The organism is Tenacibaculum salmonis, from assembly GCF_041053065.1.
GTDB lineage: Bacteria > Bacteroidota > Bacteroidia > Flavobacteriales > Flavobacteriaceae > Polaribacter > Polaribacter pacificus_A.
Genome location: NZ_JBFCVV010000001.1, coordinates 900,617 through 925,000, shown reverse-complemented (window position 1 = coordinate 925,000; position 24,384 = coordinate 900,617). Strand labels below are relative to the sequence as shown.

At 27.8% G+C, this 24,384-nt stretch carries 27 protein-coding genes (1 of these 27 running past the window's edge); 14 read left to right on the top strand and 13 right to left on the bottom strand.

The window, feature by feature from the left end; genetic code table 11:
• The 3 genes from AB0T67_RS03870 to AB0T67_RS03860 form a co-directional block, all read left to right on the top strand.
• On the top strand, positions 1–134 hold the 3' portion of the coding sequence (locus AB0T67_RS03870; protein ID WP_058884578.1) for a cold-shock protein. It extends 58 nt beyond the left edge of the window; only the last 134 of its 192 coding nucleotides appear in the window; its start codon lies beyond the left edge, outside the window; the stop codon is at positions 132–134.
• Positions 135–380: 246 nt separating this feature from the next.
• Positions 381–572 (top strand): cold-shock protein, encoded by a 192-nt coding sequence (locus AB0T67_RS03865; RefSeq protein ID WP_271231713.1) that lies wholly within the window; start codon positions 381–383, stop codon positions 570–572.
• A gap of 88 nt (positions 573–660) precedes the next feature.
• A complete protein-coding gene (locus AB0T67_RS03860) occupies positions 661–861 on the top strand; it encodes a YwbE family protein (protein WP_369219228.1) in 201 nt (66 codons plus the stop codon).
• 44 nt (positions 862–905) lie between these two features.
• On the opposite strand, the gene AB0T67_RS03855 is transcribed toward AB0T67_RS03860, so the two are convergent.
• From AB0T67_RS03855 to mtaB, 3 genes are all read right to left on the bottom strand, one after another.
• Positions 906–1,808 carry a lytic transglycosylase domain-containing protein gene (locus AB0T67_RS03855; protein WP_369219227.1) on the bottom strand — a complete coding sequence of 301 codons (903 nt, stop codon included), beginning with the start codon at positions 1,806–1,808 and terminating at the stop codon, positions 906–908.
• 52 nt (positions 1,809–1,860) lie between these two features.
• Positions 1,861–2,523 (bottom strand): alpha/beta hydrolase, encoded by a 663-nt coding sequence (locus AB0T67_RS03850; RefSeq protein ID WP_369219226.1) that lies wholly within the window; start codon positions 2,521–2,523, stop codon positions 1,861–1,863.
• Positions 2,524–2,657: 134 nt separating this feature from the next.
• The gene (mtaB, locus tag AB0T67_RS03845) at positions 2,658–3,974 is read right to left on the bottom strand and encodes a tRNA (N(6)-L-threonylcarbamoyladenosine(37)-C(2))-methylthiotransferase MtaB (protein WP_369219225.1); all 1,317 of its coding nucleotides are present in this window, start codon (positions 3,972–3,974) and stop codon (positions 2,658–2,660) included.
• Between the two features lie 39 nt (positions 3,975–4,013).
• Here mtaB and AB0T67_RS03840 point away from each other — a divergent pair, with 39 nt between their 5' ends.
• The 5 genes from AB0T67_RS03840 to AB0T67_RS03820 all read left to right on the top strand — a co-directional run bounded on the left by AB0T67_RS03840 (position 4,014) and on the right by AB0T67_RS03820 (position 7,626).
• Complete coding sequence (locus tag AB0T67_RS03840; RefSeq protein WP_369219224.1) at positions 4,014–4,520, top strand: GNAT family N-acetyltransferase; 507 nt, start codon at positions 4,014–4,016, stop codon at positions 4,518–4,520.
• A gap of 78 nt (positions 4,521–4,598) precedes the next feature.
• Entirely contained in the window at positions 4,599–5,030 is a 432-nt protein-coding gene (locus AB0T67_RS03835; RefSeq protein WP_369219223.1) for a PaaI family thioesterase, read from the top strand.
• On the top strand, positions 4,987–6,621 hold the full coding sequence (locus AB0T67_RS03830; RefSeq protein WP_455432240.1) for an ABC transporter substrate-binding protein: 1,635 nt from the start codon (positions 4,987–4,989) through the stop codon (positions 6,619–6,621). Before AB0T67_RS03835 ends, AB0T67_RS03830 begins: the two co-directional genes overlap by 44 nt.
• Before the next feature lie 94 nt (positions 6,622–6,715).
• Positions 6,716–6,910, top strand: a complete 195-nt coding sequence (locus AB0T67_RS03825) for a hypothetical protein (RefSeq protein ID WP_271231721.1) — start codon at positions 6,716–6,718, stop codon at positions 6,908–6,910.
• Between the two features lie 11 nt (positions 6,911–6,921).
• Positions 6,922–7,626, top strand: a complete 705-nt coding sequence (locus AB0T67_RS03820; protein WP_369219222.1) for a hypothetical protein — start codon at positions 6,922–6,924, stop codon at positions 7,624–7,626.
• A gap of 59 nt (positions 7,627–7,685) precedes the next feature.
• Here the strand turns inward: AB0T67_RS03820 and AB0T67_RS03815 are convergent, their stop codons facing one another.
• The 8 genes from AB0T67_RS03815 to AB0T67_RS03780 form a co-directional block, all read right to left on the bottom strand.
• A complete protein-coding gene (locus tag AB0T67_RS03815; protein WP_369219221.1) occupies positions 7,686–8,837 on the bottom strand; it encodes a geranylgeranyl reductase family protein in 1,152 nt (383 codons plus the stop codon).
• A gap of 108 nt (positions 8,838–8,945) precedes the next feature.
• The gene (locus AB0T67_RS03810; RefSeq protein WP_369219220.1) at positions 8,946–9,959 is read right to left on the bottom strand and encodes an endonuclease/exonuclease/phosphatase family protein; all 1,014 of its coding nucleotides are present in this window, start codon (positions 9,957–9,959) and stop codon (positions 8,946–8,948) included.
• Positions 9,960–9,963: 4 nt separating this feature from the next.
• Positions 9,964–10,818: a rhomboid family intramembrane serine protease gene (locus tag AB0T67_RS03805; RefSeq protein ID WP_369219219.1), complete on the bottom strand. Its 855-nt coding sequence runs from the start codon at positions 10,816–10,818 to the stop codon at positions 9,964–9,966.
• A gap of 38 nt (positions 10,819–10,856) precedes the next feature.
• Positions 10,857–11,582: a rhomboid family intramembrane serine protease gene (locus tag AB0T67_RS03800; protein ID WP_271231726.1), complete on the bottom strand. Its 726-nt coding sequence runs from the start codon at positions 11,580–11,582 to the stop codon at positions 10,857–10,859.
• Between the two features lie 9 nt (positions 11,583–11,591).
• On the bottom strand, positions 11,592–13,469 hold the full coding sequence (mutL, locus tag AB0T67_RS03795) for a DNA mismatch repair endonuclease MutL (RefSeq protein WP_369219218.1): 1,878 nt from the start codon (positions 13,467–13,469) through the stop codon (positions 11,592–11,594).
• Complete coding sequence (locus AB0T67_RS03790) at positions 13,469–13,753, bottom strand: riboflavin synthase subunit beta (protein ID WP_271231728.1); 285 nt, start codon at positions 13,751–13,753, stop codon at positions 13,469–13,471. Before AB0T67_RS03790 ends, mutL begins: the two co-directional genes overlap by 1 nt.
• A 181-nt stretch (positions 13,754–13,934) precedes the next feature.
• Complete coding sequence (gene ribH / locus AB0T67_RS03785; RefSeq protein ID WP_369219217.1) at positions 13,935–14,441, bottom strand: 6,7-dimethyl-8-ribityllumazine synthase; 507 nt, start codon at positions 14,439–14,441, stop codon at positions 13,935–13,937.
• Between the two features lie 4 nt (positions 14,442–14,445).
• The gene (locus AB0T67_RS03780) at positions 14,446–15,831 is read right to left on the bottom strand and encodes an OmpA family protein (RefSeq protein ID WP_369219216.1); all 1,386 of its coding nucleotides are present in this window, start codon (positions 15,829–15,831) and stop codon (positions 14,446–14,448) included.
• A 114-nt stretch (positions 15,832–15,945) separates the two neighbouring features.
• Here AB0T67_RS03780 and recF point away from each other — a divergent pair, with 114 nt between their 5' ends.
• Both recF and AB0T67_RS03770 read left to right on the top strand, forming a co-directional pair.
• Entirely contained in the window at positions 15,946–17,025 is a 1,080-nt protein-coding gene (gene recF, locus AB0T67_RS03775) for a DNA replication/repair protein RecF (protein ID WP_369219215.1), read from the top strand.
• A gap of 3 nt (positions 17,026–17,028) precedes the next feature.
• A complete protein-coding gene (locus AB0T67_RS03770; protein ID WP_369219214.1) occupies positions 17,029–17,325 on the top strand; it encodes a DUF721 domain-containing protein in 297 nt (98 codons plus the stop codon).
• Positions 17,326–17,390: 65 nt separating this feature from the next.
• On the opposite strand, the gene AB0T67_RS03765 is transcribed toward AB0T67_RS03770, so the two are convergent.
• On the bottom strand, positions 17,391–19,037 hold the full coding sequence (locus tag AB0T67_RS03765) for a M1 family metallopeptidase (protein WP_369219213.1): 1,647 nt from the start codon (positions 19,035–19,037) through the stop codon (positions 17,391–17,393).
• Between the two features lie 95 nt (positions 19,038–19,132).
• Between AB0T67_RS03765 and AB0T67_RS03760 the strand changes: the two genes are divergently transcribed.
• The 4 genes from AB0T67_RS03760 (at position 19,133) to AB0T67_RS03745 (ending at position 22,973) form a co-directional block, all read left to right on the top strand.
• On the top strand, positions 19,133–19,933 hold the full coding sequence (locus AB0T67_RS03760) for an SDR family oxidoreductase (RefSeq protein ID WP_271231733.1): 801 nt from the start codon (positions 19,133–19,135) through the stop codon (positions 19,931–19,933).
• Between the two features lie 76 nt (positions 19,934–20,009).
• Positions 20,010–20,663 (top strand): fructose-6-phosphate aldolase, encoded by a 654-nt coding sequence (fsa, locus tag AB0T67_RS03755; protein ID WP_369219212.1) that lies wholly within the window; start codon positions 20,010–20,012, stop codon positions 20,661–20,663.
• A 206-nt stretch (positions 20,664–20,869) separates the two neighbouring features.
• Entirely contained in the window at positions 20,870–22,522 is a 1,653-nt protein-coding gene (gene menD / locus AB0T67_RS03750; RefSeq protein ID WP_369219211.1) for a 2-succinyl-5-enolpyruvyl-6-hydroxy-3-cyclohexene-1-carboxylic-acid synthase, read from the top strand.
• A gap of 1 nt (position 22,523) precedes the next feature.
• Entirely contained in the window at positions 22,524–22,973 is a 450-nt protein-coding gene (locus AB0T67_RS03745; protein WP_271231736.1) for a S1 RNA-binding domain-containing protein, read from the top strand.
• A gap of 78 nt (positions 22,974–23,051) precedes the next feature.
• On the opposite strand, the gene AB0T67_RS03740 is transcribed toward AB0T67_RS03745, so the two are convergent.
• Positions 23,052–24,314, bottom strand: coding sequence for an alpha/beta hydrolase-fold protein (locus AB0T67_RS03740; protein ID WP_369219210.1), 1,263 nt, complete (start codon positions 24,312–24,314; stop codon positions 23,052–23,054).
• Between the last annotated feature and the right edge of the window lie 70 nt (positions 24,315–24,384).

Below are 24,384 nucleotides of genomic sequence, written 5' to 3'. Positions count from 1 at the left end.
AAGAAGGATCAAACAAAGAACATTTTGTACATGTTTCAGGATTAATCGACGAAATTCGTGAGAATGACGAAGTTGAATTCGAATTACAAGAAGGAAAAAAAGGATTAAACGCTGTTGACGTAAGAGTATTATAATATATATTTTATTACCAGAGTAAACTTTTTAAAAAAGCCTATCAATTTATTGATAGGCTTCTTTATTTTTATAATTTTATTAAAAAATAGACTTCTATTTCTATTGAAAAGAAGTGTAAAAAGGTGTTTTAAAAATATAATTATAATAAAATCAATTAATTACATTGATTTTGGAAATTTGGCACTACATTTGCATTACTATTAACGTTGCTATCAATTAAGTAAGCAACATATATTTTTTATATTATGAGTAAAGGTACCGTAAAGTTCTTCAACGAGTCAAAAGGATTTGGATTTATTACAGAAGAAGGATCAAACAAAGAACATTTTGTACATGTTTCAGGATTAATCGACGAAATTCGTGAGAATGACGAAGTTGAATTCGAATTACAAGAAGGAAGAAAAGGATTAAACGCTGTTGACGTAAGAGTATTATAATATATATTATTACCAGAGTAAACTTTTTAAAAGAAGCCTATCAATTTATTGATAGGTTTTCTTCTTTTTAAAAACTAAATTTATTTTTATGAAAGATGGAACAAATAGAAAAGATATCAAAATAGGAGCTTCTGTTGAAGTTGTACAGAAAAATCATCAGAGAACAGGAGAACTAACATTAGGTATTGTTAGTAGGTTGTTAACGAACTCTGCAAATCATCCTCATGGAATTAAAGTTCAATTAACTTCTGGAATTGTAGGGAGAGTAAAAAAAGTAACTGAAAACTAGTTTTCAGTTACTTTTTTATTATTTAGATTTAGTTAAAAATGAAATTAATTCATTGGTATTTTTATAGTGTATGTTTTTCTACTTTTATTATTTAATCTTGATTCTCGTAACCAAGGATTTACTAATTTTAAATCTTTATATGTAACTTGATGTTTTTTTGCAAAATCAGTAATATTGGTTATTGCAGTATCTACTTTTACATCATATGTATTTGGGTAGGTATATAAATCTTCTTGATCATATACAAAGCCGTATTTACTAGGGTTACCTAAAACTTCTTTTAAAGCTAAAATTCTAAAAACATATCTACTTGTTTCACTATTTAAAAGTAAATCGTAATAATTATCAACTTTTTGTTGCTTTAAGCGTTGAGATATTCTACCGTTTCCTGCATTATAAGCAGCAGCAGCTAATGTCCAAGAACCTAATTTTTTCTTAGCTCTTTTTAAATATTCAGCAGCAACTCTTGTTGATTTTTCTAAATTATAACGCTCGTCTACATTTTTATTTACTTCTAAGCCATATTCACGACCAGTAGCAGGCATAAAATGCCAGTATCCTGCAGCACCTTTTGATGAAGGAATATTAATTAAAGCGCTTTCAGCGACACATAAATATTTAAAATCATCAGGTACACCATATTTTTCTAATAATGGTTCTATTATAGAGAAAAACTTATTAGCACGTTTAATTAATAATAATCCGTTAGATTGCCAATAAGTATTTACTAATAATTCACGATCCATATGTTCTTTAACATCTCCTTTCTCTAAAGGAACACGTTCTCCTGCTAGTTCCATATAACTAGGTGCTTTTACAGCTCTAATTTCATAACTTTCAGCTACGTTTTTAACTTCGGGTTCATTTGTTTGACTTATTGTATTTGTAAATAATACAGCTACAAAAACAATGGTTATAAGTGATAGAAATCGGATGTATTTATTCATTTTCTTCAATTTTTTAGGTTAATTAGTGGTTTTTTCTTTATATTCTAACAAGTTAACTAATTAAAAATTCTTTTTCTAGAATTTTAGAAATAGTTTTAGCTTTATTTAAAATCATAATATGTGTTCCTTTTTCAATTTCAATATAATTTTGAATATATTTTGAAGGAAAAACTTCATCATTATTTCCGTGTATGTGAACTATATTAGGTAATGTTTTTTCTTGTTGCCAATGTAATACATTATAAATTGCCCATTGTAAGTAGTCTTTATCTCTTACAGATAAATATATTTTATATAATTGCGCTCTTTTTTTTAAGTAGTCGGTAAAAAAATAACTTTCATAACTTTCTATGTTTTCGATTATTTTAGCAGGAAAAAGTTTATAAAGACCAGTTATAAATGCTAATTTTAAGGTTTTAGGAAGTTCTTTATTACTTTTGATACTTGAAATAATAATAACTTTTTTACAGTCAATAATTTTACTCATTTCTTGTACAAGTACTCCTCCAAAAGAAACCCCGACTAAAATAGGGTTTTCATGATGAATATTTTCGCACATTCTTTGTGCATAACTTTCAATACTTTCATCAATTTGAAGAGGTAATAACCACTCTAAAAAATGAAGTTCAGTATTTTCTTCGGATAAAGAAAGATACTCAAATATTTTGGTGTTAGCAGCTAAACCAGGAACAAAGTAGATTGCATTTTTTTTCATTATTTTATATATTTATCATCTTTTAAAATATCTAAAACCTATTATTAACGAAAAAATATTCGTCAATAATAGATCGTAATAAATTTATAAAAAAGATTGAATAATCTACTTACAATTTAAGCAATAACATTGTTTTAAACAAAGTTAAAACGTACTAAACCGTCTTCGTCAATTTTAGTTAAAGTAACGGTGTGTAAGGTATTTACTAATTCAGGATTCCAAGGAGTTTTAACTTTTACATAATTTTGTGTAAAACCATGAATATATCCTTCTTTATTTTCACTTTCAAATAAAGCCGTTAAGGTGTTTCCTATTTGAGTTTCATAAAATGCTCTACGTTTTTTAACAGATAAACCACGTAACATTTTACTTCGTTTTGCACGTACATTTTTAGGAACTATTCCGTCCATGCCAACAGCTTCTGTATTTGGTCTTTCAGAATATGTAAATACATGTAAATACGAAATATCCATTTCGTTCAAGTAATTATAAGTTTCTAAAAATAACTCATCTGTTTCTCCAGGAAAACCAACAATAACATCAACACCAATACAGGCATTAGGCATTACTTCTTTTATTCGAGTAACTCTATTTGTGTATGTTTGGGTTAAGTAACGACGCTTCATTTTTTTCAATAATTCATCACTACCAGATTGTAACGGAATGTGAAAATGAGGAACAAAAGTTTTAGATTTAGCAACAAAATCAATCGTTTCATCTTTTAATAAATTAGGTTCAATAGAAGAAATACGTAAACGTTTAATTCCTTCAACATCATCTAATTCTTTAACTAATTCTAAAAAAGTATGTTCGTGTTTTTTGTTTCCGAATTCACCTTTTCCATAATCACCAATATTAACACCTGTTAAAACGATTTCTTTAATTCCTTTTTCAGAAATTTCTTTGGCATTTTTTAAAACATTATCTAAAGTGTCTGATCTAGAAATACCACGAGCTAACGGAATTGTACAATAAGTACATTTATAATCACAACCATCTTGTACTTTTAAAAATGCACGGGTTCTATCACCAATAGAATAAGCGCCAACATAAGAATCTACTTCTTCAATTTCACACGAGTGAACCTCGCCAATATCATTTTTGGTTAAATCGTTAATATAACTTGTTACATTAAATTTTTCGGTAGCTCCTAATACTAAATCAACTCCATTTACATTGGCTAATTCTTCTGGTTTTAATTGTGCATAACAACCAACACCAATTATAAAAGCATCTTCATTTTGTTTTAAAGCATTTTTTACAATCGATTTAAAACGTTTATCAGCATTATCTGTAACCGAACAGGTGTTAATTACATATATTGCTGCTTTTTGATCAAAGTCAACACGTTCAAAACCTTCACTCTCAAAATTTCGAGCAATTGTTGAAGTTTCAGAAAAATTTAATTTACATCCTAAAGTATAAAAAGCTACTTTTTTATCTGCGTTCATTCTTGTACATTTATCAACTACAAAATTACAATTTTATTCATGATTTTTGAAACGGAAAGATTACTCATTAGAAAACTTATTTTTACAGACTTAAAACCTTTTCATTGCCTAGAAAGTAACCCTTTAGTTTTGCAATATGCAACAGGTGAGGTTAAAACAATTTTAGAATGTGAAAAAGAATTAAAAGAGCTAATAAATAAATATGAAAAACCAAGCAATGATTTTTTTATTTATGCGATAGAAAGAAAATCGGATGGTCTTTTTATAGGCACTTTAGGCTTAATTAAAGATGTTGAAAATAAAGAAGATGATGAAATTGGTTATCGATTTATTCAAGAATATTGGGGCAAAGGGTACGCTAGTGAGTTATGTCAAGGGTTGATTGGTTATTGTAAATCCGTAGGAATGAAAAAAATTATAGCGTATGTTATTGATGAAAATATAGCTTCTAGTAAAATTTTAAAACGTTTTAATTTTAAAGTAGTTAAAAATTTAATAAGTGACGATATTGGTTTACCAGAAACAAAATATGAATTAATTTTATAAGTAATTAAATGTACGCAACAATTTCAAAAATTTTAAGTAATTTTTTTAAACAAAATACTATTTTTAAATATTTCTCCGATGTACCGAAGGTCAACTGGTAAAATAATGAGTGTTTCTGATGATTTATTAACCGTAAAAATAAAAATTCCGATTAGTTATAAGAACAAAAATTATGTCGGTACTATTTTCGGAGGAAGTTTATTTTCAGCTACGGATCCTATTTTTATGATTCAATTGATGAATATTTTAGGAAAAAACTATGTTGTTTGGGATAAAAGTGCCGAAATTAAATTTAAAAGACCAGCACGCGAAACATCATATGTTAATTTTATTTTTACAGATGCTGAAATTCAACAAATAAAACAACGTGTAATCGATGAAAAAGAAATCGATTTAGAAAAAGACCTCAAAATAACCAATAAAAATGCTTCCATTATTTATGCTGAAGTTTTTAAAACGATATACATTGCAGATAAATCATATTACAAAAATAAAAGAAAGCAAGCGTAATTATTTCATTTTATTCGTTCTTTTTCTCGGTTTATATTCCTGTACCAAACAAACAAGTAAATTTAACGATACACAAGTTTTTCGCTACAATGAACATTCAAATATTACTTCGTTAGATCCTGCTTTTGCTAAAGATCAACGCAATATTTGGGCCGTAAATCAGTTGTTTAATGGTTTGGTTCAGTTAGATGATAGTTTACATATTCAGCCAGATATCGCTAAAAAATGGTCAATTTCTGATGATGGAAAAACGTATAAATTTACACTAAGAAACGATGTGAAATTTCATAAGCACATTTTGTTTGGTAAAGACTCAACAAGAGTTGTTACCGCTACAGATTTTGAATATTCATTGAATAGATTATTATCAAAAAAAGTAGCTTCACCAGGTGGTTGGGTTCTTCAAAATGTAAAAAACTTTAAAGCCGAAAACGATTCTATTTTTACTATCAGTTTAAAACAAGCTTTTCCGCCTTTTTTAGGATTATTAGCTATGAAATATTGTTCAGTAGTTCCTAAAGAAGCAGTCGATTATTTTGGAAATTCATTTAGAGCAAACCCGATTGGAACTGGTGCTTTTCAATTTAAATTATGGGTTGAAAATACGAAGTTAGTTTTTCGTAAAAATCTGTTATATTTTGAAAAAGATATAAAAGGAAATAATTTACCATATTTAGAAGCTGTTGCAATTACTTTTTTACCAGATAAACAAAGTGAATATTTACAGTTTATTCAAGGGAATCTTGATTTTATGAAAAGTTTAGATGCATCTTATAAAGATGATATTTTAAATATTGATGGTAGTTTAAAAGAAAAACATATTGATAAAATAGTTAAGAAAACAGGTGCATATTTAAATACAGAATATCTAGGGATTTATTTAGATGGAAGTGATGAGTATCCTACAAAATCTAAATTAATTCGTAAGGCTATAAATTACGGATTTGATCGTGTTAAAATGATTAAATTTTTACGTAACGGAATTGGAATACCTGCCACAAGTGGATTTACTCCTAAAGGTTTACCTTCATTTAATAATCAAAAAGGGTATTCTTATCAACCAGAAAAAGCAAGAGCTTTAATTACTAAATATATTAAAGAAACAGGCGATAAAAACCCTGAAATTACAATTACTACAAATGGTAATTATTTAGACTTATGCGAATTTATACAACGACAATTACAAAATATTGGTTTACAAATAAAGGTTGATGTAATTCCGCCTTCAACTTTAAGACAAGGAAAAGCAAATGGTAAATTGCCTGTTTTTAGAGCTAGTTGGATTGCTGATTATCCTGATGCTGAAAATTATTTATCGTTATTTTATAGTGAAAATTTTATTCCTAATGGACCAAATTATACACACTTTAAAAATGATAAATTTGATGCTTTATATGAAGAGTCAATAAAAGAAGTTGATATAAAAAAGAGATATAAATTATATCAAAAAATGGATAGTATTATTATTGAAGAAGCACCAATTGTTCCTTTATATTATGATGAGGTAATTCGATTTAGTCAAAAAAATATACAAGGATTGGGAATTAATCCTATTGATATGTTGCATCTTAAAAATGTTTATAAAAACTAGGATTGATATCTTTTAAATAATAAAATTATAACATTAGGTTATTATTTGCAAAGTATTTTTATTTATCTTAACTTATCAAAAACAATAATTTTTTATGAAAAATATAATCTTAATAGCATCGGCATTATTTTTATTTTCGACAGCTTGCGTAGACAAGAAATCAGAAGATAATAAAAAACAAAATTTAGAATTGAATAAAGAAGTCGAAAAGGTAGATAAAGAAGTAGAGTCTTTAGAAAAAGAAGCTAAAGAAATTGATCAATCTTTAAATGAATTAGATAACTTATAAAAAATACAGAGATGAACTTATCAAAATATTTATTAGTAGTAGTATTAATTGCATTTGTAGGAGTAGGTAATGCTCAAAAATCTAAAGGATCTGAAATAAAAGAAGCACGTAAAGAAAAGAGAGAACAGAAAAAAGTTGAAATGAAAGCTAAGCGTGAAGAAATGAAAGCTACACGATTGGAAGTTAAAGATCAAAAAGAAGTATTAAAGCTTAAAAAGCAAGAGCTTAAAGCAGATAAAAAAGAGTTAAAAGCTGAGCGTAGAGCTATTTTAGGAGAGCATAAAGAAAAAATAAAAAATATGACTTCTGAAGAAAGAAAGGCGTATTTAAAAAATAACCCTAAATTAAAAGAAAAACTTAAGAATCATAAACAAGCTCTAAAAGGAAAAAAAGAAGCGTTAAAGAAAAAACGAGCAGATTTTAAAAATGAAAAGGCTAATTTTATCCAAAGTAAAATAAATAATAAAAAAGAAAAATTATCTTTTTACGAAAGAAGAAGTGCTAATGCAGCTGATAAAATTAAAAGAACAAAAGAACGTTTATCTGCTAAAAAAGAATCAGGAGAAATAACCGAAGCTGAGTATAATGAGAAAATAGCTAAAGTTACCAAGATTCAAGAGAAACTAAAAAAGCACGAAGCAAGAGTTTTAAAAGTGAAATCTAGTCTTAAAAAGAATGAAGAGAAATTAAATAAGCTTAATACTAGAAAAGAATAATAATTCTTTTTTTCTGTAATAAATAAAAAAGGACGTTTATATAAACGTCCTTTTTTTATTTATTTTTCTGATAAAGAAACTAACGATGTTATTTTATTTTTTATAGATTGTTTAATGTTTTTCGGATAAGAACGTTTTCCATGAAAAACATCAGCCATTGCTTCACTAAAATGTTGACCATATTTTTTAAGTACCATATTACGAAGCGTTTTTTGTTCGTAAAACCATTTAGATAAATACAATCCTGTTTCTAATTCTGGAAGTAATTTTTCTGCTAATTTTTCTAAGTATAATTTTTCTGATTTTTCAGAGTCTAAATTTGCTTCAATAATTGCTTCAGCAACTAATTTACCACTGTAAATAGCATTTGAAATTCCTTCAGCAGTAACAGGATCGGCAAAACCAGCAGCATCACCAATTAAGAAAACATTGTTTTTTACAAAACCATCTGTTCTTGGAGCAACAGGAATTTGAAAACCATGCTGAGATTCACTAAGAATAGTCGTAATACCTATTGTTTTTAAATATTCAGTATAATATTCTTTTAAATTTATTTTTGTTCTACGAGCAGAAGCAACACCAACAGATAAATGGTTTTTCTTAGGGAAATTCCAAGCATATCCATAAGGAATCGCATCGATATCAAAACGAACTTCGTCTTTTAAACGATTAAAATCTTTTTCAGGAATTTCTACTTCATATTCTAAAGCAGGAATTAACTTTCGAGTATCTTCTTTCCACCCTGCCATTTTAGCAGTAGGACTTAAAGCGCCATCAGCAGCAATTACAAATTTTGCAGAAATTTCTCCTTGAGAGGTTTCTAAAATTATTTTATCTTCAGAAAAATTTAGCTTTTTTAGCTTATGATCTTCCAATAAAGTAACTCCAAATTCTTTGGCTTTTTTTACAATTAAATGATCGAAAGAATCTCTCATAATCATTGTAACGGTAGGATCTTCTCTGTGGGTTTTAAAATGTAATTTTTCACCTAAGTAAATATCTATTGTATGAAATTCTCGTTCAATAACTGAAGAGATATCAAAAGGTAAATCTTTACGACCTCTAAAAACAAAACCACCTCCACAGGTTTTATAGCGAGGTAATGTTTCTTTTTCTATTAAGACGGTTGAAATTCCGTTTTTAGCTAAGTAAAAAGCAGTTGAAGCCCCAGAAGGACCACTACCAATAATAGCTACATCAAAGTGTTTCATAGTTAGTTTTTAAAAAGCAATATACGGATTACTAGTGGTTTTTAAATTTTTGTATGATGAAAATGATATAATTATTTTTTAGAGTATAAATTAAAAGTCTATTAAAAACTACCAGTGTAAACGTGTCATAATAGGATAGTGGTCAGATAATTTAAGTGAACTATATGTTTTGTATTGATTTATGGTAGCTTTATTATCAGGTAAAATAAAATCAATTCGCATTGGATATGCATATCTAAATGATTTACCTAAACCAATTCCAGCTTCTAAAAAGGCATCTTGTTTATCTTTAGATAATTTTTGATATATCCAAGAATATGCAGTATTATTAAAATCGCCACATATAATTTTTTTCTTTTTCCAAGAATACTCGTGTTGTAAAATTAATTCAGTTTGTGATACTTGTTTTTCAAAACCATTTGCTAAACGTTTAAATAAACGTTCAGAATCTTTTTCACCAAAATTTTCTTTATTCGGATTTACTTTTAATGATTCTAAATGAACATTATATACACGTATTGTATCATTATTTTTAACAATATCTACAAAAATAGTATTGTTTGAACTTTTTTTAAAGTTTAAAGAACCTGAATTTATAATAGGATATTTAGAATAAATAGCAAGTCCAAATTTATCTGCTTTAGATTTTGTTTTAATGTATTTATAAGGGAGTTTTATATCTAAAAATTCTGATAGATAAAACTCTTGCATAGCAATAACATCAGGATTTTCATTATTAATAAATTCGTATATTTTTTGTTCAGTAGTAATATCATCAAGATGTTTGTAATAATTAAATAAACGAACATTGTAGCTCATTACTTTTAAATCATTATTTAAAACAGTTTCTTTATTTGAAAATATTACAAGAGGAGTAGATATAAACCATCCGATGACTAATATTAATAATGATAATAATGCGTATTTATGAACTTTAAGTAACCAATATATAAAGAAACCTATATTTAAAATAATTAATAAAGGTACAAATAAACTAAAAACAGCAACAGCAGGAATTATTTGAGGAGATACGTAAGGTAAAGCATATGAAAGTAACAAAACAGTTGCAAAAACTGAATTGATAAAAAATAATAACTTTTGTACAATCGAATATTTTTTCATTTAATTATTTACCTTGTTTAAATAAAAACTCTTTTTCGGTTTGGGTTAAAGTATCGTAGCCAGATTTACTTATTTTATCTAAAACAGCGTCAACTTCTTGTTGATTTATTGTTTTTTGAAAAACTCTAGTAGTTGGTTTTTTACCAGATTTATAAACTGTTTTTAAAGGTTTTTCTTTTTTATCGAACAATTTATTAACTGTTTTTTTAGTTTTAAAAATTGTTATTTTTTTATTACTTGCTTTTGTAACATATAAAAAACCAAATAAAGCTCCACCTATATGTGCTAAGTGTCCACCAGCATTACCAGTAGGTATTTGTAATATGTCGATAATAACCCAAATAGAAGCTAACTGCCATAATTTAACATAGCCAATTAAAGGAATTTTTAATTCATAATTAGGCATATAAGTGGCACTTCCTATAAAAATAGCCGAAATACCTGCGGATGCACCTAATAAAATACTATTATTGGTAACTTGTTGTAAAATTGGAATAAAACTATAACTAGTAATAAAAATAATACCTCCAAATAATGTTCCTAAAAAATAGAAATTAAGTAGTTGTTTTGATGTAAAATATTGTTTAAAAAAATGACCTATATAAAATAAAGCAAACAAGTTTGATAAGATATGAATAAAGCTAGTGTGTACAAATCCATAGGTAATAATTGTCCATGGTTTTGATAAAAAATCATCAAAATTAGCAGGTAAAGAAAACCATTGAACAATAAAACTATTATTTGATTGAAATATATTGGTCATAAAAACCAGTATATATACAGCAAGATTTATATAGATTAATTGCTCTACAATACCTGCATTTTTAAATCGATATTTTAAGGTATTTAAAATTTCCATTAGTTTTATTTTTCTTAAACGCAATTTAATATACTAAATTAATGAGTTTTCTCTTGATTTTTTTTCCAATACCAAGCGATGATAAAACCAATAATAGCACCTCCAACATGTGCAAAATGAGCAATATTACCAATAGAATATTTTGTTACACCAAAAAATAAATCACCAGCAATCATTAAAGGGATAAAATATTTTGCAGCAATTGGTACTGGGAAAAATATCAAAGCTAGTTTTGCATTAGGAAACATTAATCCAAAGGCAACTAAAATACCATAAACAGCTCCTGATGCACCAACAGCTGGTGTATGATACAAGCTGTAAAATTCACTCATTTTTTCATTAGAAAGTGTAATTAAAGTATCGTTATATTGTCCTGTATTTAAAAGTGTTTTTATTTCAATAGGTGATATTCCTAAGTTAATTAACTGCTCATAAATTCCGCTAAACTGATAATAATTAACAAGCGTATATATTAAACCCGCACCTATACCTGCTGAAAAATAAAAGAAAATAAATTTATTTTTACCCCACATTTGTTCTAAAGGAGTACCAAAAGCCCATAAAGCATACATGTTAAAAATTAAATGCATAGGGCTTCCATGCATAAAAATATGTGTAACATATTGCCAAGCTCCAAAATGTTCGTTCTCAGGGTAATGTAATGCGAAAATATTTGTTACATCTAAATTTAAAAGCTGTGGTGCAAAATACATAATCACGTTAATGATTATTAAATGCTTTATAGCATCGGTTATTTTAGCCATAATTATTTTTTATTTATTGAAAATGGTATCAATTTCGTTTAAGGTTAATGTTTTAAACGTAGGTTTACCAAATGGTGATGTGTTAGGTTCTCTGCAAGAAAATAAATCATTTACTAAGTTTTCTTGTTCTTTAATAGATAATACTGTTCCTGTTTTTAGTGCTAATGATTTTGCAAAAGATTTTGCCATTACATCAAAATGACTAAAACTAGCATCAGGCACTTCTAATTTAATATCGTCTAATAATTCTTCTAAAATTAAGGTGATTTGACTCTCACTAATTGAAGTCGGTATTCCACGAATAATAACACTTTCTTTTGTAAATTCATCAAACATAAAACCAGCACTTTCTAAATCTGATTTTATAGTGTAAATCATTTCTATATCTGATTTCGAAAAAGAAATATTTACAGGAAATAATAATTGTTGGCTACTAGCTTCTTTAACAGTAATATTTTCTAAAAAATCTTCATATAAAATACGTTGGTGTGCTAATGATTGATTAATTAAAACTACACCCGATTTAATAGAACTTAATAGATATTTTTTCTGAATTTGAAAGGTTTTACCCGTTTCTGTTTCTTGATGAGATTCAAAAAGTTGTTCTTGCTTTGTGTTATCTATCGATTTATTATTAGGATATAAAGCCTCCCAGTCGCCTGTGTCTTTTTTGAAATTAGATTGATAACTTACAGAATTTGAATTACTTGATTTATTCTGTTCGTTAGCGTAATCTGGAGTATCAGGTTTTTCTTGATAACTTGGAGATGACGTAAACGGATTAAAATTATGATCCACAGTAATTGGAGGAAGTTTAGATGAATCAGAAGACTTTTTACTATAATCATACGGCGTATCTAAATTAGCATCTCTGCTAAAATCTAAGGCTGGCGTTACATTATATTGTCCTAAGCTATGTTTAATTGTTGCACGTAAAATAGCGTATAATACTTTTTCGTTATCAAACTTAATTTCCGTTTTTGTTGGATGTATATTGATATCAATACTATTTGGCGGAACTTCTAAATATAAAAAATAAGAAGGATGTGATCCACTTTCTAACAAACCTTCAAAAGCCATTACTACGGCATGGTTTAAGTACGAACTTTTGATAAAACGATTATTTACAAAAAAGTACTGTTCACCACGTTTTTTCTTCGCAAACTCAGATTTTGTGGTAAAACCTCTTATTGAAATAATATCAGTTTGTTCAGAAATTGGAACTAATCGTTCGTTCATTTTATTACCAAAAACAGCTACAATTCTTTTACGTAAATTGCTTTTTTTAAGGTGATAAAGTTCTGTATTGTTATGTTGTAATAAAAAAGAAATATCAGGATGTGCTAAAGCTACTCTTTGAAATTCATCTACAATATGACGAGTTTCAATACTATCTGACTTTAAAAAATTTCGACGCGCAGGAATATTATAAAATAAATTTTTAACAGCAATACTTGTTCCTTTTGGTGTAGAAATACTTTCTTGTGAAACAATTTTACTTCCTGCTATTTTTATACAAGAGCCAAGTTCTTCATTTTCTTGTTTTGTTTTTAACTCTACATGTGCAATAGCAGCTACAGATGCTAAAGCTTCTCCTCTAAAACCTTTGGTGTTTAAGTTAAATAAATCTTGAGCATCTTTAATTTTTGATGTTGCATGACGCTCAAAACTTAAGCGAGCGTCTGTAATACTCATTCCTTTACCGTCATCAATTACTTGAATTAGGGTTTTACCAGCATCTTTTATTAAAAGTTTTATAGTGCTAGCACCTGCATCAATTGAATTTTCAACTAACTCTTTTACTACAGAGGCAGGACGTTGTACTACTTCACCAGCAGCAATTTGATTTGCAACATGATCAGGGAGTAATTGTATGATGTCAGACATTAGTTATTTTTTGATAAAAAGATAGAAAGATCGAAATCGATAAAAAACAAGAATAAAAGTATAAAAAAAGCAACTAAAATGATAATAGTACTATTAAAACCGCCATTTTCAGAGTTTTTAAATTCATTGATAGCCATTGTAAATTTTCCTTTTAAGCCTTTTGATTTACCAACAGTAGTACGGTATTTATCAAACTTATGTTTTACTTGATAGGGATTACCCTCGCCTTTGTAGTAAGTAGGTTTGTAATCGAATTTTTTATTTTCCTTTTTAATAAATCCCATAGTCACTGCTTTTGAATACTGAAGTGTAACAACAATCACACCAAATTAAGACGAAACTCAAAGTTACTGAATTATGAATTAATTGTCAAAAATTAAGGCTAAATTAAAGTTAAAAAAGAACCAAAAGGTATAATACCTTGGTTCTTTTTTATATAAATCTTTTAAATGTTTTTTTAAGGGTTTAAAACCCTAAAGAATTAGAAGGTTTATCTAAGTTTTTAAGAGCTGCCATTTTAACAGCTGCAATGGCACATTCAATACCTTTATTACCTAGTTTTCCACCAGACCTATCTAATGATTGTTGTTTTGTATTATCTGTTAATACACAAAAAATTACAGGAACATCATATTTAATGTTCAAATCTACAATACCTTGTGTAACACCTTCGCATACAAAATCAAAGTGTTTTGTTTCTCCCTGAATTACATTTCCAATGGCAATAACTGCATCTACTTTTTGAGATTCAATCATTTTTTTACATCCGTAAACTAATTCAAAACTTCCAGGAACATCCCAAGAAATAATATTGTTTTTTTCTGCTCCACAATCTAAAAATGCTTCAATAGCACCTTTGTGTAGGTTTTCTGTAATTTCAGGATTCCATTCTGAAACAACAATCCCAAATCGAAAAGATTTCGCATTTGGGATTGTTGCTTTATCGTAATATGATAAATTTGTTGTTGCCATTTAATTATTTTTTAGAAACTCTTGCTGCAACACGTCTGTTTAAAGCACGACCTTCACTAGTATTGTTGTCAGCGATTGAATGTTCGATACCGTAACCTTCAGCTTTTAATCTTTCTTTAGCAATACCTTTACTAACTATAGAATTTAAAACAGCATTAGCTCTTCTTTCTGATAATTTTTTATTAGAATTAGCGTTACCAGTATTATCTGTATAACCTCCTAATTTTAAGTTTACGTTAGGGTAGGCTTTTAAAATTGTTACAATATTGTCAATTTGATTATTAGATTTTTCATCTAAATCTGCAGAACCTGTTTTGAATAAAACTCTACGTAAGTTAAACCAAGTGTTTTTGTCAGCTTTAGCATCACTTTTAATAAAGTTTAATAATCCGCTTTCAAAACCTTTACTTAAAGCTATTAATTCACTTCCGTTTTCAAGTTTTAAATTTACAAATTCACCTAAATATTCATATCCTTTAACAGATTTCCCTAAAAACTCTGATGTTGTATTATAAAGAGCGTTAACATCATTTATAACTTTAACTTCTTTTGTAGAAGTTGCAATTTCATTAGTTTTTTCAACTTTAGTTAAAGAAACAGCGCTAGAAGCATCTGCATATTTTGCAGTATTGATGTATTTTTGAATATCTTTACCTTGATCAGTAGTAGGGTATTTTTCTTTAATTTTTGTATATAATTTTTCAGCTGTATTATATTCTTTTAAAGTCATTGCAGTTTGTGCTGCTTTGAATAAGAATAAAGGAGTTGTAAAATTATTATTTCTCTTGTTAGCTGCTTTTTCATAGTATGTTAAAGCATCTTCGGGTTGATTGATATCAGCAAAAGCATCACCAATTGCACCTAAAGCCGTTGGTCCTAATAATTCATCTTCAGAATTAAAATTACTTAAATATTCAATTGCTTGTTCGTATTTCTTTGTTTTTAAGAAAGAAATACCAGCATAATAGTTTGCTAAATTTCCTGCTTTAGTTCCGTTAAATTCGTTTGCAATATCTGTAAAACCATATTTTCCATCACCACCATTTAAAGCTGTGTTGTATAATGCATCAGCTGCAGTACCTGCAGATGTTGTTGCTTTATCAAAAAAAGTTCTTGGATATGCTAATTCATTAGAAGCCTCTTGTTCATTTGGCTTAGAAATAAAATTAGTGTAAGCTAAATATCCTAAAATTACAGCAGCAACTGTTACTAATCCTAAAAATAAAGGTTTACTGTTTTTTTCAATCCATTCCTCCGATTTATTCGCTGTATCATCTAAAGTATTAAATACTTCGGCTGTTGTACTTTGCGATTCATCAAAAGTCTCTTCAACTTCTTCTACAATCTTTTCTTTTTTAGGTTTGTATCCTCTTTTCTTGTATGTAGCCATAACTGCTTAAAAATTTGTGGAACAAAAATAGCTTTTTAAATTGGATTTTAAAAATTGATTTTTTAGCTAAAAAAAACATAATTTGCGCTTTCTTTTTTGAAACAATTTCCAATCATGTATTTGCAAAAAATATCACTAGTTAATTTTAAGAATATTGAAACACAATCTTTTGATTTTCAGAAGAAAATAAACTGTTTTGTAGGTGATAATGGTATTGGTAAAACCAATGTTTTAGATGCTATTTATTATTTATCGTTTGCCAAAAGTTATTTTAATTCGGTTGCTGGGCAGAATATTAAGCATGGTCAAGATTTTTTTATGATTGAAGGAACTTATCAATTAAACGATAGAAATGAGAAAATTTTATGTTCTTTAAAGCGAGGGCAAAAAAAAATACTAAAGAGAAATGATAAAGCTTACGAGAAATTTTCAGAGCATATTGGTCAATTACCTTTAGTTATTATTTCGCCTGCGGATAGAGATTTAATTGTAGAAGGAAGCGAAACACGTCGAAAATTTATTGATGGTGTTATTTCTCAGCAAGATAAAACTTATTTACAATGTTTAATTTCGTATAATAAAGTTATCAGTCAGCGAAATGCTTTGTTAAAATATTTTGTAGCAAACAGAACTTTTGATGCCTTAAATTTAAAAGTATATGATGAACAATTAGTAGAATACGGAACAGTTATTCATCAGAAAAGAAAAGCATTTTTAGAAGAGTTTGTACCTATTTTTAATGAGAAACATCAAATTATATCAGGAGCAAAAGAAAAAGTTAATTTAGGTTATAAAAGTCAATTAAATGATGCTTCTTTAACTGATTTATTTGCTAAAAGTTTAGAGAAAGATAGGATGTTACAATATACATCATCAGGAGTTCATAAAGATGATTTGAGTTTTGAAATTGGTGAATATCCAATTAAAAAATTTGGTTCGCAAGGACAACAAAAATCATATTTAATCGCTTTAAAATTAGCACAGTTTGAGTTTATTAAAAAACAATCAAAAGTAACTCCTATTTTATTATTAGATGATATCTTTGATAAATTAGATGAAAATAGAGTTGCACAAATTGTAGCTTTGGTAAATAATGATGCTTTTGGTCAAATATTTATAACTGATACACATTTTGATAGAACCGAAAGTGTGCTTAAAAATAGTAATCAAGAATACCAAATTTTTAAATTGTAAAATATGGCAAAACGAGAAAACGATAGTTTTTCAATTAAAGATTTATTAGGAAGCTATATAAAAGAAGGAAGCTTAAATAAAGGTTTTCAGAAAATTCATATTTCTGAAGCTTGGGTAAAATTAATGGGCGCAGGTGTGGCATCTTATACAGGCGATATAAAATTACAAAACGGAACTTTAATAGTTCGTTTATCATCTTCTGTTTTAAGGGAGGAATTAGGTTACGGAAAAGATAAAATCATCAGAATGATTAACGAAGAAATGGGTGCTGATATTGTGAAAAAAATAATGTTGGTGTAATTTTTTTAATCGATAAAAACAAAAAAACTCGTTACGATGGTAACGAGTTTTTTTGTTGTAATGTTTTATTTTAAATCTTTAATATTCACATAAAAATTTTCATCAACAGTAATTTTATCCGAAGAAATTGTTGTTGTTTGCCAGTTTTTAGTAGGTTTTAATTGTTGAGTTTTTTTATCAACTAAAATATTTAGAGGCATATTAAAACCTTCAATTACATTATTCCAACGATATGAAATTTTATTATTATTGATTTTATATTCAAAAACAGGAATTTTAACGGTACGTAAATACTGATTAAAAATACAAGTTAAATCTAATCCTGATTGTTCAATTAAATAGTTTTCAACTTGTTTTGTATTTACTGTTTGATGATAAAAAACCGAATTTAATCCACGTAAAACTTGTCGCCATTTTTTATCATTATTAATTAAAGTTCTAATGGTGTGTAGCATATTTGCACCTTTATAATACATATCTCCAGAACCTTCGCTATTTACATCGTATTGCCCAATAATAGGAATATCATTTTGAATACTTTTACGAGTTCCGATTACATATTCAGAAGCCGCTTTTTTACCGTAATAATAATCTAAAAATAAACTTTCAGAATAAGCAGTGAAACTCTCATGAATCCACATATCAGCAATATCAATATTTGTAATATTGTTTGCAAACCATTCGTGTCCAGATTCATGAATAATAATAAAATCGAATTTTAAACCCCAACCAGTTTTTGATAAATCACGACCTAAATAACCATTTTGATACTTATTTCCGTAAGTAACCGAACTTTGGTGTTCCATACCTAAATAAGGTGCTTCAACAAGTTTGTATCCGTCTTTATAAAAAGGATATTTTCCAAACCAATATTCAAAAGCTTTCATCATTTTAGGAGCATCTTTAAACTGCTTTTTTGCTTTTGATAAATTATCTCGTAACACGTAATAATCCATATCTAAAATACCAGCTTTACCATTATATTTTTCTGAAAAATGAACATAATCGCCAATGTTTACATTAACTCCATAGTTATTAATCGGATTATTTACAAACCAATGATAGGTTGTCGTATCATCTTTATGTTGTTCTATTTTACGTAATTTTCCGTTAGAAATATTCATTAAATTTTTAGGAACACGCACGCTAATAGCCATACTATCTACTTCATCGTACATATGGTCTTTATTTGGCCACCAAACACTTGCGCCCAAACCTTGGCAAGAGGTGGCTACAAAATGATTTCCGTTATTGTCTTTTTTCCATGTAAAACCGCCATCCCAAGGAGCATTTTTAGCTATTTTCGGATATCCTTCATAGTAAACATCTAATGAATTAACAGAACCTATTTTCTGATGCTTTTTTAAATGAATAAAATGAGCATTTCCATCAGAAACTACTTTTAATTTTTTCCCGTTCTGAATAACTTTCGTAATTTTTAAAGGCACTTGTAAATCAATTTGTAAAATAAGATGTGGCTTTAAAACGGTGTATTGTACTGTATTTTTTCCGTTGATAAATTTTTTATCAGGATTTACTGTAATATCTAAATGATAGTAGGTTAAATTCCACCAACTTCTTTCTTGAGTAATTGTACCACGTAAACTATCTTGACGAGTAAAATTTTTATCGTGTTTAAATAAAGATGTTTGTGCTAAAATATTACAACTGATAAGAAGTAATAAACCGTTAATTATTAATTTTTTACTCATAATAAATCTATTCTTAAATAAGAATTGCAAAGATAAGTGATTAAACTCTTTCTTTATTATAGTGAACTTTCTGATATTTGTATAAAATTAGGTCAATGTCAAAAGTTATATTAATAACAGGTGCTTCTTCTGGAATCGGAAAAGCAATTGCAACATATTTACATGATAAAAATTATACAGTTTACGGAACTAGTAGAAATTCAAATAAATTGAAGTCACCTTTTTCTATGGTTGCTTTAGATGTTACAGATGCCTCTACAATACAAACCGCAATTGATACCGTTATACAAAAAGAGGGTAGGATAGATGTATTAATAAATAATGCAGGAAAAGGAATTACAGGGTCAATTGAAGATACACCAACTGATGAAATGCGCGCTAATTTTGATACCAATTTTTTTGGAGCTATTGATGTTGTAAAAGCCGTATTACCACAAATGAGAAAGCAAAAATCAGGAGTTGTAATTAACGTAACTTCTATTGCTGGATACATGGGATTGCCGTTTAGAGGAATTTATTCTGCAAGTAAAGGCGCTTTAGAATTGGTTACAGAAGCCTTGAGTATGGAAGTTAAAAGCTTTGGAATTAAGATGATTAATGTTGCGCCAGGAGATTTTGCTACGAATATTGCCGCAGGAAGATATCATACGCCAGTTTATGAAGATTCGGCTTACAAGCAAAAGTATTCTGAAAATTTAGCCGTAATTGATGGGGATGTTAATTCAGGAATGAATCCGATAGTAATGGCAAAAGCAATACATCAAATTATTGAAAATAAGAATCCGAAAATACATTATAAAATAGGTGGTTTTATGGAGAAGTTTTCTATTGTTTTAAAACGAATATTGCCAGATAAAATGTATCAAAAATTATTAATGAACCATTATAAATTGTAAATTTGCAACTAATATTCTGCAAAGTCAAAAATAGGTTTTTAATTCAAGTTAATTTAACCACATAACATATATACAGATGAAATTTTTTATTGATACAGCGAATTTAGAGCAAATTAAAGAAGCGCAAGCTTTAGGTATTTTAGATGGTGTAACTACTAATCCATCTTTAATGGCAAAAGAAGGAATTACAGGAGAAGAAAATATTATTAATCATTACAAAGCTATTTGCGAAATTGTAGATGGTGATGTTTCTGCTGAGGTTATTTCAACTGATTTTGAAGGAATGAAAAGAGAAGGAGATGCGTTAGCAGCTTTAAATCCTCAAATTGTTGTGAAATTGCCAATGATTAAAGACGGAATTAAGGCGTGTAAATATTTTTCTGATAAAGGAATTAAAACAAACGTAACTTTAGTGTTTTCTGCAGGTCAGGCTTTGTTAGCTGCTAAAGCAGGAGCAACTTATGTTTCGCCATTTATTGGTCGTTTAGATGATATTTCTACTGATGGATTAAATTTAATCTCAGAAATTAGAACTATTTATGATAATTATGATTTCGATACACAAATTTTAGCAGCATCTGTACGTCATACAATGCATATTATTGATTGTGCTAAATTAGGTTCTGATGTAATGACAGGTCCTTTAAGTGCTATTGAAGGCTTATTAAGACATCCTTTAACAGATAGTGGTTTGGCTAAATTTTTAGCAGATTATCAAAAAGGAAACTAATAAATTTAGTTGTTTAGTTATTAAAAAAATAATTAGAAGCTATTTCCTGCTTTACACTATATCTTTTTGCTGGAAAAAGCAAAAAGGATGCCGTTTCAATCAGGGCTAGACTACCAACTAAATTTGGTGAATTAGAAGAATACAGAACTCCAAATTAATATGATTTGGAGTTTCTTTTCATAAAATAATGAATTATTAAAAATTTTATGTATCCAAAAAAAGAACTTGCGCAATTAGTTATTTCGGCATGTCATCAATTTAATATTGATACTGTTGTTATTTCTCCAGGATCAAGAAACGCTCCGTTAACTATTGGTTTTGTAAATCATCCAGATATAGAAACTTTGAGTGTTGTTGATGAGCGTTGTGCTGCTTTTTTTGCTATGGGAATTGCACAACAGAAGCAAAAACCTGTAGCAATGATTTGTTCTTCAGGTTCGGCATTGTTAAATTATTATCCCGCGATAGCGGAGGCTTTTTATAGTAATATTCCGTTAGTGGTTATTTCTGCGGATAGACCCAAACATTTAATTGATATTGGCGATGGACAAACTATTCGTCAAGAAAATGTATTTGAGAATCATATTTTATTTTCGGCTAATTTAATAGAAGCTGAAAATCAATTAATAAATAATACAAATTTATTAAATGAAGCTTTGCAAAACGCTGTGTTTAAAAAAGGCCCTATACATATAAATGTTCCTTTTGATGAGCCTTTGTATGAAACTATTGATGCATTAAAAAAGTTTGATTTTCCAAGTATTATTAAAACAGCATCAGAACCTTTTGTTGATTATCAAAAATTATCAGAAATTTGGAATTTATCTTCTAAAAAAATGATTTTAGTAGGAAGTAATTTTCCTGATGAATCATTACAAGAAATTTTAAATGAATTTACAATAGATGAATCGGTTTTAATTTTAACAGAAACGACATCAAATTTATATCATCCGAAATTTATAAATGCAATTGATAAACTGATTTTTCCGTTAACGGAAACTGATTTTACAACTTTTAAACCTGAAGTATTAATTACTTTAGGAGGAATGGTAATTTCTAAGAAAATAAAACAAATTTTAAGAAAGGCTAAACCATTACATCATTGGCATATTGATTTATTTAAAGCGATGGATACGTATCAATGTTTATCTGAATTTATTCAAGAAAAACCAGTAGTTTTTTTAGATAAATTAATTATTGAAACTCAAAAATCAGTAAGTAAGTATCAGCAAAATTGGTTAAAAATAAATCAAGAAAGAGAAATACAGCATAAAAATTATTTAGAAGTTTGTGAATATTCCGATTTAAAAGCTTTCGAAGCTATTTTAAAAGTTATACCAAATTATTCTCAGCTTCAAATAAGTAATAGTTCAATTATTAGATATTCTCAGTTATTTAATTTAAATAATACATTACGTGTTTTTTGCAATAGAGGAACTAGTGGAATTGACGGTAGTACAAGTACCGCTATTGGAGCAGCATTTGTAGATAAACAACAAACTACTTTTATAACAGGTGATTTAAGTTTTTTTTATGATAGTAACGCTTTATGGAATACCAATATTAAAACTAATTTTAGAATTATTATTTTAAATAATGCTGGTGGCGGAATTTTTAGATTTATTCCTGGTCCGTTAACAACAAATGCAGCAAATTATTTTGAAACACCACATAGTTTAACGGCACAGCATTTGTCAAAAATGCATGGGTTTGATTATATTGCTGTTTCAAATTTAGAAGAATTAACAATAGGATTGAACGATTTTTATACAAAATCAGCACAACCAAAAATAATGGAGATATTTACTCCGAAAGAAATAAATGACGTAGTTTTAAAAAACTATTTTAAAAATTTATAAAATGGAATTACAAGAAGGATTAGAAGAAAATTCACAAGACGGATTACAAGAAGGAGATCAGGTAAATTTGAAAATAGTTGAGCAAACTCCATTAGGATATAATGTTTTAATTGATGATGAATTTGACGGTTTATTATTTAATAGTGAAGTGTATCAAGATATAGAAGAAGGTATGGAAACATACGGATATGTAAAGAAAATAAGAGAAGATGGTAAAATAGATGTGTCTATACGTCCACAAGGTTTTAGAAATGTAATTGATACTGATGCCGATGTTATTTTACGTAAATTAGACGAAAAAGGTTATTTAATGTTAACTGATAAAAGTTCGCCAGAATCAATTAAATTCCGTTTACAAATGAGTAAAAAGGCATTTAAAAGAGCTATTGGTGGTTTATATAAAGATAAAAAAATCGAATTAAAATCAGATAGAATTGAGTTAATAAAGTAATTTATTCTATTAAATTTTTAATTAAAAAAATCCGTTACTTATAAAGTAACGGATTTTTTTTAGATAAATAATTAAAAATTATTCTTCTTCTTCATTATTATCTTGATTTTCTTCTTGGTTCTCATCAAGGTTTTCTTCAGGATTTTCATCAGGAAGAATTTCATCTTTTGGTTGGCTTTCTTTTAAACTATTTACACGTTTAATATTTTCGTAAAAAGCATTTGCATTAGGGTCAGAAGGATTCATTTTCCCGTAAGCAGCTTTGTAGTAAAAATCAGCTCTTTCATAGTCTTTTCCTAATTCATAGTATTTTCCTACATAGAAATCTCCAATATGAGAATTCGGGTATTTTATCATTACAAAATCACCTAAAACACGTAAGTAATCACCGTCTTGTTTGTCGATAACAACTCCTTCAATAGCAAAAACATCATCTAACCGAACATTTAAATTTGATCCATATAAATATTGAATATCTAAATATTTTTGTTCTACATATTTAATAGCTTCTAAAGGATCTAAATCTTTAATTTTTGCATCAAATTCACTTTTAGTTATTTTGGCATATAAGTAAAACATTTTTTCAAAAGCTCTTGGAATTGTTTCTCCAATAACAGATAAGTAATTAGGTGCGTTTACAAATTTATCAAAAGTAATATGCAAATTTTTAGCTTCAAAAGAGGATAAGAAAGTTCCTATTTCGCTAAATCGATCATTTTGATTTTGGATAATATATTTTTCATTATTACTAGAATATAAAAAGTACGTATTATCTTTTTGACCTAGTCTTGCTAAAGAATACGATTGGATAGTACTCGCACTAAATTTAGTGAATTCAGGAGTAATACAGATAAATGAGTTAAATATAGGTTCAGCATCTTTTAAAAAGTAAGTGCTAAAAGTAGCAGCTTTTCCTTCGGCAGCTATTGTCATAAAAGGAGATGTTCGATAATTTAATTCCATGTAAGGAATTAATTCTTTTTTTATAAATTGTTGAAATTTTTTAGCACTAGCTGTTAATGCATTATTAGAAGGAACAATAGAAATATCTTTTTTGTAGGTTTTACCCATATCTATTCCTACTACTATTTGTCGAGGTGCTTTATCTGTATCTGCATAAAGTTTTGCATTTCCAACATACATATCAAAAAGATATTGATTACCTAGAACAATAGCTAAAGGATAACGAACTGTTTTATCCTTATCATAATTTTTAGGAATGTAAATTTTTACAGACCTACCTTTATTAAATAGGGTAGATTTAATATTTTGGGTAATTACTTTTTGCGAAAAAATGCTTATACTTATAAGTAAAGCTACTAAAAAAAATACTTGTTTCATAGGGGTATGTATTATATCGTTCAAATATAAAAAAGAAAAACAAAGTTATTGTGTTATTTTTGCTATAGTT

What these genes read in the sequence shown, in the direction of transcription:
- AB0T67_RS03865 (WP_271231713.1), top strand. Translation starts at nt 381, where the DNA reads ATGAGTAAAGGTACCGTAAAGTTCTTCAACGAGTCAAAAGGATTTGGA.
- AB0T67_RS03860 (WP_369219228.1), top strand. Translation starts at nt 661, where the DNA reads ATGAAAGATGGAACAAATAGAAAAGATATCAAAATAGGAGCTTCTGTT.
- AB0T67_RS03855 (WP_369219227.1), bottom strand. Translation starts at nt 1,808, where the DNA reads ATGAATAAATACATCCGATTTCTATCACTTATAACCATTGTTTTTGTA.
- AB0T67_RS03850 (WP_369219226.1), bottom strand. Translation starts at nt 2,523, where the DNA reads ATGAAAAAAAATGCAATCTACTTTGTTCCTGGTTTAGCTGCTAACACC.
- mtaB (WP_369219225.1), bottom strand. Translation starts at nt 3,974, where the DNA reads ATGAACGCAGATAAAAAAGTAGCTTTTTATACTTTAGGATGTAAATTA.
- AB0T67_RS03840 (WP_369219224.1), top strand. Translation starts at nt 4,014, where the DNA reads ATGATTTTTGAAACGGAAAGATTACTCATTAGAAAACTTATTTTTACA.
- AB0T67_RS03835 (WP_369219223.1), top strand. Translation starts at nt 4,599, where the DNA reads ATGTACCGAAGGTCAACTGGTAAAATAATGAGTGTTTCTGATGATTTA.
- AB0T67_RS03825 (WP_271231721.1), top strand. Translation starts at nt 6,716, where the DNA reads ATGAAAAATATAATCTTAATAGCATCGGCATTATTTTTATTTTCGACA.
- AB0T67_RS03820 (WP_369219222.1), top strand. Translation starts at nt 6,922, where the DNA reads ATGAACTTATCAAAATATTTATTAGTAGTAGTATTAATTGCATTTGTA.
- AB0T67_RS03815 (WP_369219221.1), bottom strand. Translation starts at nt 8,837, where the DNA reads ATGAAACACTTTGATGTAGCTATTATTGGTAGTGGTCCTTCTGGGGCT.
- AB0T67_RS03810 (WP_369219220.1), bottom strand. Translation starts at nt 9,959, where the DNA reads ATGAAAAAATATTCGATTGTACAAAAGTTATTATTTTTTATCAATTCA.
- AB0T67_RS03805 (WP_369219219.1), bottom strand. Translation starts at nt 10,818, where the DNA reads ATGGAAATTTTAAATACCTTAAAATATCGATTTAAAAATGCAGGTATT.
- AB0T67_RS03800 (WP_271231726.1), bottom strand. Translation starts at nt 11,582, where the DNA reads ATGGCTAAAATAACCGATGCTATAAAGCATTTAATAATCATTAACGTG.
- mutL (WP_369219218.1), bottom strand. Translation starts at nt 13,469, where the DNA reads ATGTCTGACATCATACAATTACTCCCTGATCATGTTGCAAATCAAATT.
- AB0T67_RS03790 (WP_271231728.1), bottom strand. Translation starts at nt 13,753, where the DNA reads ATGGGATTTATTAAAAAGGAAAATAAAAAATTCGATTACAAACCTACT.
- ribH (WP_369219217.1), bottom strand. Translation starts at nt 14,441, where the DNA reads ATGGCAACAACAAATTTATCATATTACGATAAAGCAACAATCCCAAAT.
- AB0T67_RS03780 (WP_369219216.1), bottom strand. Translation starts at nt 15,831, where the DNA reads ATGGCTACATACAAGAAAAGAGGATACAAACCTAAAAAAGAAAAGATT.
- recF (WP_369219215.1), top strand. Translation starts at nt 15,946, where the DNA reads ATGTATTTGCAAAAAATATCACTAGTTAATTTTAAGAATATTGAAACA.
- AB0T67_RS03770 (WP_369219214.1), top strand. Translation starts at nt 17,029, where the DNA reads ATGGCAAAACGAGAAAACGATAGTTTTTCAATTAAAGATTTATTAGGA.
- AB0T67_RS03765 (WP_369219213.1), bottom strand. Translation starts at nt 19,037, where the DNA reads ATGAGTAAAAAATTAATAATTAACGGTTTATTACTTCTTATCAGTTGT.
- AB0T67_RS03760 (WP_271231733.1), top strand. Translation starts at nt 19,133, where the DNA reads ATGTCAAAAGTTATATTAATAACAGGTGCTTCTTCTGGAATCGGAAAA.
- fsa (WP_369219212.1), top strand. Translation starts at nt 20,010, where the DNA reads ATGAAATTTTTTATTGATACAGCGAATTTAGAGCAAATTAAAGAAGCG.
- menD (WP_369219211.1), top strand. Translation starts at nt 20,870, where the DNA reads ATGTATCCAAAAAAAGAACTTGCGCAATTAGTTATTTCGGCATGTCAT.
- AB0T67_RS03745 (WP_271231736.1), top strand. Translation starts at nt 22,524, where the DNA reads ATGGAATTACAAGAAGGATTAGAAGAAAATTCACAAGACGGATTACAA.
- AB0T67_RS03740 (WP_369219210.1), bottom strand. Translation starts at nt 24,314, where the DNA reads ATGAAACAAGTATTTTTTTTAGTAGCTTTACTTATAAGTATAAGCATT.